At 71.7% G+C, this 8,729-nt stretch carries 9 protein-coding genes; 5 read left to right on the top strand and 4 right to left on the bottom strand.

What is annotated here, in order from left to right:
- Positions 1-2: 2 nt before the first annotated feature.
- The 3 genes from ABD808_RS15465 to ABD808_RS15455 all read right to left on the bottom strand — a co-directional run bounded on the left by ABD808_RS15465 (position 3) and on the right by ABD808_RS15455 (position 2,854).
- On the bottom strand, positions 3-962 hold the full coding sequence (locus tag ABD808_RS15465) for an ABC transporter substrate-binding protein (RefSeq protein ID WP_344896576.1): 960 nt from the start codon (positions 960-962) through the stop codon (positions 3-5).
- 19 nt (positions 963-981) lie between these two features.
- Positions 982-2,478: a tryptophan 7-halogenase gene (locus tag ABD808_RS15460; RefSeq protein ID WP_344896573.1), complete on the bottom strand. Its 1,497-nt coding sequence runs from the start codon at positions 2,476-2,478 to the stop codon at positions 982-984.
- A gap of 145 nt (positions 2,479-2,623) precedes the next feature.
- The gene (locus ABD808_RS15455; protein ID WP_344896570.1) at positions 2,624-2,854 is read right to left on the bottom strand and encodes a phosphopantetheine-binding protein; all 231 of its coding nucleotides are present in this window, start codon (positions 2,852-2,854) and stop codon (positions 2,624-2,626) included.
- Between the two features lie 173 nt (positions 2,855-3,027).
- On the opposite strand from ABD808_RS15455, the gene ABD808_RS15450 reads away from it, so the two are divergent.
- From ABD808_RS15450 to ABD808_RS15435, 4 genes are read left to right on the top strand one after another with little or no spacing between them, the layout of a single operon-like run.
- Positions 3,028-3,786, top strand: a complete 759-nt coding sequence (locus ABD808_RS15450; protein ID WP_344896567.1) for a 2,3-dihydro-2,3-dihydroxybenzoate dehydrogenase — start codon at positions 3,028-3,030, stop codon at positions 3,784-3,786.
- A 17-nt stretch (positions 3,787-3,803) separates the two neighbouring features.
- Complete coding sequence (locus ABD808_RS15445; RefSeq protein ID WP_344896564.1) at positions 3,804-5,021, top strand: isochorismate synthase; 1,218 nt, start codon at positions 3,804-3,806, stop codon at positions 5,019-5,021.
- Positions 5,021-6,634 (top strand): (2,3-dihydroxybenzoyl)adenylate synthase, encoded by a 1,614-nt coding sequence (locus tag ABD808_RS15440; RefSeq protein ID WP_344896561.1) that lies wholly within the window; start codon positions 5,021-5,023, stop codon positions 6,632-6,634. The genes ABD808_RS15445 and ABD808_RS15440 overlap by 1 nt, the downstream gene beginning before the upstream one ends.
- Before the next feature lie 9 nt (positions 6,635-6,643).
- Positions 6,644-7,339: an isochorismatase family protein gene (locus ABD808_RS15435; RefSeq protein ID WP_344896557.1), complete on the top strand. Its 696-nt coding sequence runs from the start codon at positions 6,644-6,646 to the stop codon at positions 7,337-7,339.
- Positions 7,340-7,346: 7 nt separating this feature from the next.
- On the opposite strand, the gene ABD808_RS15430 is transcribed toward ABD808_RS15435, so the two are convergent.
- Complete coding sequence (locus tag ABD808_RS15430; RefSeq protein WP_344896554.1) at positions 7,347-7,733, bottom strand: hypothetical protein; 387 nt, start codon at positions 7,731-7,733, stop codon at positions 7,347-7,349.
- Positions 7,734-7,907: 174 nt separating this feature from the next.
- Between ABD808_RS15430 and ABD808_RS15425 the strand changes: the two genes are divergently transcribed.
- Positions 7,908-8,522 carry a TetR/AcrR family transcriptional regulator gene (locus tag ABD808_RS15425; RefSeq protein WP_344896551.1) on the top strand — a complete coding sequence of 205 codons (615 nt, stop codon included), beginning with the start codon at positions 7,908-7,910 and terminating at the stop codon, positions 8,520-8,522.
- The last annotated feature ends 207 nt before the right edge of the window (positions 8,523-8,729 follow it).

The following is an 8,729-nucleotide window of genomic DNA, read 5'->3' as shown; positions in this document are numbered from 1 at the left end:
GGTTACCCGAGTTCCTTGAGGATCGTCTCGATCTGGCCGAGGACGGCGGTCAGCGACGTGTAACGGTCGGCGTAGCTGAAGTTCACGCCGTGGACCTGCCTGTCCTTGGCGGCCTTCAGCAGCTTCCACTGCGCGGTGGCGAGCATCTCCTCGGTCGGCGGGCTGAGCTTGCCGCCCGAGTTGCCGATCAGCACGACGTCGGCGTCGGCGAGGACGGAGATCTTCTCCTGCGAGTACTCGTTCTCATGGGTGTCGGTCCGGTCGGACTCCTTGGCGAACCCGGCGCCGAGCGCGTTGAGCACCTGCCCCATCCAGGACGTGCGGGTGTCGATGTAGAACTTGCCGTCCCCATAGGTGGAGACCAGGGAGAACTTGGTGTTCGTCAGCTGGGCGGAGTAGGCGCTCTTCACCTGGGCGAGCCTGGCCGCGTAGGCGTCCTTGAGCCGTTTGAGCTCGGCGTCCCGGCCCACCGCCAGCGCGATCTTCTCGGCGGACTCGACCAGCTCGCTGGGCTTGGCGACCTCGTAGTACAACGTCGGCGCGATCCTGCCGAGCTTGTCGATGGGCCAGCCGAAGTCGGCGCCCTCCACGATGATCAGGTCGGGTCGCAGCTCGGCGACCTTCTCCAGGTTCACCTGGTCACCGGCGCCGATCTGGGTGCTGGCCGCGATCCGCGCGGTCTGCTCGGGGGTCAGCTCCAGCGGCTCCTCGACCTTGGTGGTGCCGACGGGCACGACGCCGACGTCCAGCAGCGCGCCCGCCACGTAGCTGATCGCGACGATCCGCTTCGGGTGCGCCGGGACGGTGACCGAGCCGTTGGTGGCCTGGACGGTCCGCTTCCCGGAGGACGCCGAGCCGGTGTGGGCGGAGCCGGAGCCGCCGCATCCGGCGAGGGTGAGCGCGGCGGCGACGGCCGCGGCCACCGCGACCAGCGACCGGGATCTCCGAAGGACGTGGATCATGACTCTCCCGTGCCGTGGTTCATCGGTGCTCCGTCCAGGCCAGCCCGTCGGCGGTGGGCACGAGGCCGCCGGGGAGCAGCGGCGCCTCCCGGGTCGCGTCGCCGACCACCCCGCGGTGCTGGATCTGGTTCATCTCCCGCATGACGTCGCCGACGACCGGGACGCCGAACAGGTGGTTCATCCGCTCCCCCGACGCGGTGGTCATGTCGCCCGTCGCGTCGACCGCGTCCGAGAGCGACCGGGACGAACCGGCGAAGCGTTCGGCCGTCTTCGCCGCACCGGACAGCGCGCTCTCGCCCGACGCCACCCCGCCGACGAGCGTGACGAACGCCTCCATCGCCGAGGTGTCGAACGCGGTGACCTTCTTGGCCTTCCAGAAGTAGCCGTCCTCGTCGCTCTGCATGTCGTAGAAGGCGCTGAGGAACTCGTAGAAGACGCCGTACTCGCGGCGGTAGCGGGCCTCGAACTCGGTGAACGCGCGGTCCTCCGGCAGTTCGTCGGCGAGGACGCTGTTGACCGACCGGGCGGCGAGCAGCCCGGCGTAGGTGGCCAGGTGCACGCCGGTGGAGAACACCGGGTCGATGAAGCAGGCGGCGTCGCCGACCAGGGCCATGCCGGGCCGCCAGAACCGCGTGTTGGCGTACGAGTAGTCCTTGCGGACGCGCAGCTCACCGTAGGTGCCGGTGGTGACGCGGGTGGCCCCGTCGAGCAGGTCGCGGACGATGTCGCAGCGGTCGACGAACCCGCGCAGCGCCCTGTCCCGCGCGGCCTGGTCGCCCTGGATCTCGTGCACGCGGTCGCGGCCGATGACGGCGCCGACGCTGGTCAGGGTGTCGCTGAGCGGGATGTACCAGATCCAGCCCTCGTCGAACGCGGCGCACAGGATGTTGCCGGAGTCGGGGCCTGGCAGCCGTCCCCCGCCCTCGAAGTAGCCGAAGAGGGCGAGGTTCTTGAAGTGTTCGGAGTAGACGCGCTCGCCGCCGACGTTTCCGCTGATGCGGGTGCGGTTGCCGGAGGCGTCGATCACGTGCCGCGCGGAGACCTCGTGGGCCTCGCCGGAGGCGTCGATGTACCGGACGCCGCGCACCCGTTCCTCGTCGGCGACGACCTCGCCCACGGACGCCTGTTCACGCACGTCGACGCCGCTGGCCGCCGCGTGGCGGAGCAGGATCTCGTCGAACTTCATGCGTTCGACCTGGTAGGCGTACGACGTCGGGCCGGAGATCTCCGGTGACAGGGCGAACAGGAAGTTCCACGGCACGGGGTTGACGCCCCAGCGGAAGCTGCCGCCGCGTTTGACCGTGAACCCGGCGCGCTGCATCTCGTCCTCGACGCCGAGCAGTCGGCAGACGCCGTGCACGGTCGCGGGCAGCAGGGACTCGCCGATCTGGTAGCGGGGGAAGGTCTCCTTCTCCAGCAGCAGCACGCGATGGCCACGGCGGGCCATGAGCGTGGCGGCGGTCGACCCGCCGGGTCCGCCGCCGACGACGACGACATCGAACTGCTCGGTCTGCACGTTCGGGGCTCCTCGGTGTGGACGCGATCACGGCGGGCGTGTCAGATACGGGCGGGTCAGAGACGGACGAGGTCAGAGACGGGCGGTCAGAGACGGGGTCTTGCCAGGGGCTCGCCTGTCAGGGACGGGCGTCAAGGCGCGGCCGTCACGGGACGAGCAGGGCGACCCACTGGGCGACCGTGGGCCGCTCGGCGAGGTCGATGAGGTCGATGTCGGCGCCCTCGTCGCGCCAGCGCTCCACGAGGGTCATCAGCCGGATCGAGTCCATGCCCTGGTCGGTGAGCTGGACGTCCTCGGCGACCGCCCGCGGATCCAGGCTCAGCACGTCGGCCACGTCGGCGCGGATGCGGTCCGCGGTGAGCTGAGTCCGGTCCATGTCCCGCTCCTCTGGAGATCAAGTTAGGTTAGCCTTGCCTAAGATCTCGATGTGTTCCATGATCTGTCAAGTCCGACCGGGTCGCGCTTCGCAGTCCCTTGACGGGGTGGTGCGATCTCTGAACGATAGGCAAGGCTCTCCTAACTTAGGTAGACCTAAATTCGAGGACGGCGATGAGACGCGAAGGTGTTGCGGTGGTGACCGGCGCCGCGGGCGGCATAGGCGCCGCGACCGTCGAGGCGTTGGCCGGATCCGGCCATCGCGTGGCGGCCCTGGACCTCGACGCGGGCGGCCTGCGCGCCCTCGCCGACCGGGCCGACGACCAAGGGTTCGACGTCACGGCGCACGCCGTCGACGTCACCGACGCGCACGCCGTCGAGGCCGTCTTCGACAAGATCGAAGCGGAGCTCGGGGACGTGACCGAGGCGGTCAACGTCGCCGGGCTGCTGCGTCCGGCGACCGTCCTGGACACCACCGACACCGACTGGGCCGCGACCCTCGCGGTCAACCTGACCGGCGTGTTCGCGGTCTCCCGCGCGGCGGCCCGCCGGATGCGGGCGCGCCGCCGCGGCGCCATCGTCACGGTCGGGTCCAACGCGGGCGGCGTCCCGCGCGGCGGGATGGCCGCCTACGCCGCGTCCAAGGCCGCCGCCGCCCACCTCACCCGCTGCCTCGGCCTGGAGATGGCGCCCCACGGGGTGCGCTGCAACATCGTCTCGCCGGGCTCGACCGACACCCCCATGCTGCGCGCCCTCGGCGCGGGCGACGTCATCGCCGGGGACGCCGCCGCGTTCCGCACCGGCATCCCGCTCGGCCGCGTCGCCGCCCCCGCCGACATCGCCGACGCCGTGCTCTTCCTGCTGTCCGAGCGGGCGCGGCACATCACCATGCACGAGTTGTACGTCGACGGCGGCGCCACCCTGCGCGCCTGAACCCCGGAGCCGACCCCTTGACGATCCTCACCGAGCTGCACGCCGACCTCCTCAGCGACTATCGGCCCGGCGACTCCTTCTTCTTCCGGTCCCCCGGGCACACGATCCTGGCGCGGGGCACCGCCGCCACCGTCCCGACCTGCAACGTCGCCAGCAACCCCGTCGAGACGCTGACCCGCCGGGTGCGCGAGACGCTCGCCGACGCGCGGGCCGCCGGACGGCCCCGTCCGATCGTCGTGGGCGCGTTGCCGTTCGAGTCGACGACGCCCGCGCGGCTGACCGTGCCCGCCACTGTGCGGTGGTCAGGGTCCTTCCGGGGGGCGTGGGGGGTCGACCCCCCACAGGAGAAGGGTCCGTCGTGGGCGGGTCCGCCGCCGCCGGAACCGCCCGTCGCGTTCGGCTCGCTCCGGCACTCGCCGACCGCCGAGGGGTACAAGCGGAGCGTCGCCGCCGCCCTGGACCGGCTGGCCGAGGGCAAGCTCCGCAAGGTCGTGCTGGCCCGCGCGTTCCATCTCGACGACGTCGTCCGCGCGGACGTGCCCGCGATGCTGCACCGGCTCGCGCACGGCAACCCCGCCGGGTACGTGTTCGCGGTCGACCTGCTGCATGGGCACACGCTGCTCGGGGCCAGCCCGGAACTGCTCGTCCAGCGCACCGGCGGCGTCGTCACCGCCAACCCGCTCGCCGGGTCCGCGCCCCGGCACACCGACCCCGACGAGGACACCCGCGCGGGCGAGGCGCTGCTCGCCTCGGCGAAGGACCTGCACGAACACGCCGTGGTCGTGGAGGCCGTCGCCGACGGCCTGCGCCCCTACTGCCGCGACCTGCGGGTCCCGGACAAGCCGTCGCTGTCCCGGACGCCCACCATGTGGCATCTGTCGACGCGGATCGAGGGCCGGATCATCGACCCGGAGGTCGACTCGATCCACCTCGCAGCGGCGCTGCACCCCACGCCCGCCGTCTGCGGCACCCCGCGCGAGCTCGCCCGCAAGGCCATCCGTGAACTCGAACCCTTCAACCGCGGCTTCTACAGCGGGACCGTCGGCTGGACGGACTCGTCCGGCGACGGCGAATGGGCGATCGCGCTCCGCTGCGCCGAGGTCGCGCCGCACGAGATCCGCGGCTACGCGGGCGCCGGGATCGTCCCCGGCTCCGACCCGGCCGCCGAACTGGACGAGACCACCGCCAAGTTCCGCACGTTCCTGAGTGCGCTCGGAATCGACCGGGACCTGTGATGCTCCCCCACTGCACCCCGTGGCCCGCCGACGTCGCCGCACGCCACCGCGCCGCCGGACACTGGCGCGGCGAGACGTTCGGCGCTCTGCTCACCCGCCTCGCCGCCGAACAAGCCGACCGCGTCGCCGTCGTATCGGGAAGCGTCCGGCGCACCTATCGGGAACTGGACGAACGCGCGTCCGGCCTCGCCGCCGGGCTCGCCGCCCTCGGTGTCCGGCCGCGTGACCGCGTCGTCGTCCAACTGCCGAACATCGCCGCGTTCCTGGAGACGACGTTCGCGCTGTTCCGGCTCGGCGCGATCCCGGTTTTCACGCTTCCCGCGCACCGGTCGAGCGAGATCGTCCACCTGGCCCGCCATTCGGAGGCCGTCGCCTACGTCGTCGCGGACCAGCACGACGGGTTCGACTACCGGACGCTCGCCCGGCAGGTCCGGGACGAGGCGCCCAGCGTCCGGCACGTCCTCGTCGCCGGGGACGCGCAGGAGTTCACCGCCCTGGCCGACGTCCACGCGGACGGCGCCGACTTCGCGGACTCCGACCCGTCCGACGTCGCGCTCTTCCAGCTGTCCGGGGGCACCACCGGCACGCCGAAGATGATCCCGCGCACCCACGACGACTACCTGTACAGCATCCGCGCCAGCGCCGAGATCTGCGGCCTCACGCCCGACACCGTGTACCTGGCGGCGCTCCCGGCCGCGCACAACTTCCCCATGAGCTCGCCCGGTGTGTTCGGCGTGCTGCACGCAGGCGGACGCGTCGTGATGGCGCCCCGGCCCGCGCCGTCCGCCGCGTTCCCGCTGATCGAGGCGGAGGGCGTCACGCTCACCGGGCTCGTCCCGCCGCTCGCGCTGCTGTGGATGGAGACGGCGCGGACGACCCGGCACGACCTGTCCAGCCTGCGCGTCCTCCAGGTCGGCGGCGCGCGGTTCGCCGACGCGGCCGCCGCCCGCGTCCGCGACGCCCTCGGCTGCGACCTCCAGCAGGTGTACGGCATGGCGGAGGGGCTCGTCTGCTACACCCGCGCGGGCGAACCCGAGGTGTTCCACCTCACCACGCAGGGCCGCCCCATCTCCCCGGACGACGAGATCCGCGTCGTCGACCCGGACGGCTCCGAGCTGCCTCCGGGCGAACCCGGCGAACTGCTCACGCGGGGGCCGTACACGATCCGCGGCTACTACCGGGCCGACGAGCACAACGCCGTCGCGTTCACCCCCGACGGCTTCTACCGGACGGGCGACGTCGTCCGCCGCCTGCCGTCCGGGCACCTCGTCGTCGAGGGCCGGGTCAAGGACCAGATCAACCGGGGCGGCGAGAAGGTCGCCGCCGAAGAGGTCGAGAACCATCTGCTCACCCATCCCGGCGTGCGGGACGCGGCCGTCGTCGCCGTCCCCGACCGGTTCCTCGGCGAACGCACCTGCGCGGTCGTCGTCCCGCGCGGGGACCCGCCGACCCCCGCCGACCTGCGGGCCCACCTGCGCGACCGGGGCCTGGCCCCCTACAAGATCCCCGACCGGGTCGAGATCGTCGACGAGTTCCCGGTCACCGGAGTCGGCAAGATCAGCAAGCGCGAGCTGCGCCGCGCCCTCGCCGCGCGGCTCGCTCCCACCCGTTAGGAGCGCGTCATGGGACTGCCCGGAATCACCCCTTATCCGATGCCCGACACCGTGCCCGCCAACCGGGTCGCCTGGACGGCCGACCCCGGCCGCGCCGCGCTGCTCATCCACGACATGCAGAACTACTTCGTGGACGCCTTCACCCGCGACGTCTCCCCCATCCCCGAACTGGTGGCCAACATCCTCGCGCTGCGCTCGCGGTGCGCCTCGCTCGGGATTCCCGTCGTCTACACGGCGCAGCCCGGCGCGCAGACCCTCGCGCAGCGCGGGCTCCTCCAGGACTTCTGGGGCGACGGCATCCCCGCCGAGCCCCGCGCCGCCGAGATCATCGCCCCGCTGCGGCCCGGGGACGCCGACATCCACCTCACCAAGTGGCGCTACAGCGCGTTCCAGCGGACGTCCCTCGCCGGGACCCTCGCCGACCTCGGCCGCGACCAGCTCATCGTCACCGGCATCTACGCCCACATCGGCTGCTTGATGACCGCGTCCGAGGCGTTCATGCGCGACATCGAGACGTTCTTCGCCTCCGACGCGACCGCCGACTTCTCCGCCGACCACCACGCCATGGCGCTCACCTACGCCGCCGACCGCTGCTCCGTCGTCGTCAGCACCGCCGACCTGCTCACCATGCTCGCCCGCCGCCGCGCCTCAGTAACTGGCAGCGCATCGGTGACCGGCAGCGCCTCGGTGACCGGGGTGGGCTGACCGACCCTCAGATCGAGGGGGGCGCCGAGGCCGTGATGGCCCTGGCCTGACCCACCACACCGGCCGCCCAGGCGCTCGACTGGGGGCCGGGAGGGAACTGGGCGGCGTGGTGGAACCCGGGACCGGTCACGGAGATGGACACGAAACCGACGTAACGGCGTTCCTTCATCAGCAGGAAGAGCAGGCCCAGCAGGCAGAACCAGACGAAGATGATGGTCAGCACGATGGCCACGACCGGGATGCCCTCGGTCGTCTGCGTGGAGTCCTGGACGGTCCAGGTGGCGCCGTGCAGCGGGTACCGCCCGTAGGGGAGAATCACGTGCGTGCTCGTCAGGGACATGTCGCCTATCTGGAGCAGGACGGGCTCGACACCGCCAGCTGGAACCGGGTACATCGCCACCTCAATCGGCCGGACCGTCCGCCCCCTCGCGGAATGAACCCCATGCTAATGGGACGTAGGCCGCGCGCCTCGCGGAATCCGCCGCCGGAACACGATCGACTACCCTGAGGCAGGGGGGCCGGTGACCGGCATTGGTCACCGGAAGGCCTCGTCGCCATGAGGTGTCCCATGCCTGCAAAACCTCGGGTGCGGCTGCCACCCGATGTGCGCAAGAACCGGATCCTGGACGCCGCCGCGCGGGTCCTGTCCCGCGAAGACGGCGCGACGCGCGTGACCATGGACCAGGTGGCCGCGGAAGCCCACGTCGCCAAGGGGACCATGTACCACTACTGGGGTTCCCGTGCCGCGCTGTTCCACGACCTCCAGCAGCGGTACGTGCGCGACCTGTTCGCGGCGGCCGCGCCGCTGACCGCCGAGGACGCGCCGCGCCACCCGCTGGACGCCCTGGAGTCGTTCCTGCGCGAGACGGCCGTCCTGCACCACCGGCAGCGGCCACTGGTGGTCGCGCTGATGCGGGAGTCTCCGCTCGACGAGACGGAGGTCATCGGCCGTCTGGAGGGGGTGATCGTGCGGTTCGTCGAGTCGCTGGAGGGCACCCGGCCCGCCGCCGACCCCGGGTTCGTCGCGTCGTTCCTGCTGGCTGGTCTGCGTTCGGTGCTGACCAGGCTGGGCGGGCCGTCCGGTGCCGGGCCCGAGCGGTCGACCGAGCAGGCGGTCGAGATCTGCCGCCGCGTCCTCGGGTTGCCGGAGCGCCGGAACGACCGTCCGGCGGCGCCGTCCTGACAGTTTCTCCGCCGTCATAAAACGTCGTTCCCACGCGCGTCGGCAACGCCCCGATCGGAAATCCGATTGGTCTGTCTTGTCGGAATTATCGGTGTTTCGCGCGGCGGCTGACACGCGCGCCACCTGGCCCATCATGGATTGCTAGGCAATTCTTCCCATTCTGGGCTAGCGCCGCGCCCGGATCGCATTACACACTTTCTCCCGGCC

It is taken from the genome of Actinomadura meridiana (genome assembly GCF_039537545.1).
Lineage (GTDB): Bacteria > Actinomycetota > Actinomycetes > Streptosporangiales > Streptosporangiaceae > Spirillospora > Spirillospora meridiana.
This window is presented reverse-complemented; position numbering and strand designations above follow the sequence as displayed.

What these genes read in the sequence shown, in the direction of transcription:
- ABD808_RS15425 (WP_344896551.1), top strand. Translation starts at nt 7,908, where the DNA reads ATGCCTGCAAAACCTCGGGTGCGGCTGCCACCCGATGTGCGCAAGAAC.
- ABD808_RS15440 (WP_344896561.1), top strand. Translation starts at nt 5,021, where the DNA reads ATGCTCCCCCACTGCACCCCGTGGCCCGCCGACGTCGCCGCACGCCAC.
- ABD808_RS15430 (WP_344896554.1), bottom strand. Translation starts at nt 7,733, where the DNA reads ATGTACCCGGTTCCAGCTGGCGGTGTCGAGCCCGTCCTGCTCCAGATA.
- ABD808_RS15435 (WP_344896557.1), top strand. Translation starts at nt 6,644, where the DNA reads ATGGGACTGCCCGGAATCACCCCTTATCCGATGCCCGACACCGTGCCC.
- ABD808_RS15455 (WP_344896570.1), bottom strand. Translation starts at nt 2,854, where the DNA reads ATGGACCGGACTCAGCTCACCGCGGACCGCATCCGCGCCGACGTGGCC.
- ABD808_RS15450 (WP_344896567.1), top strand. Translation starts at nt 3,028, where the DNA reads ATGAGACGCGAAGGTGTTGCGGTGGTGACCGGCGCCGCGGGCGGCATA.
- ABD808_RS15465 (WP_344896576.1), bottom strand. Translation starts at nt 962, where the DNA reads ATGATCCACGTCCTTCGGAGATCCCGGTCGCTGGTCGCGGTGGCCGCG.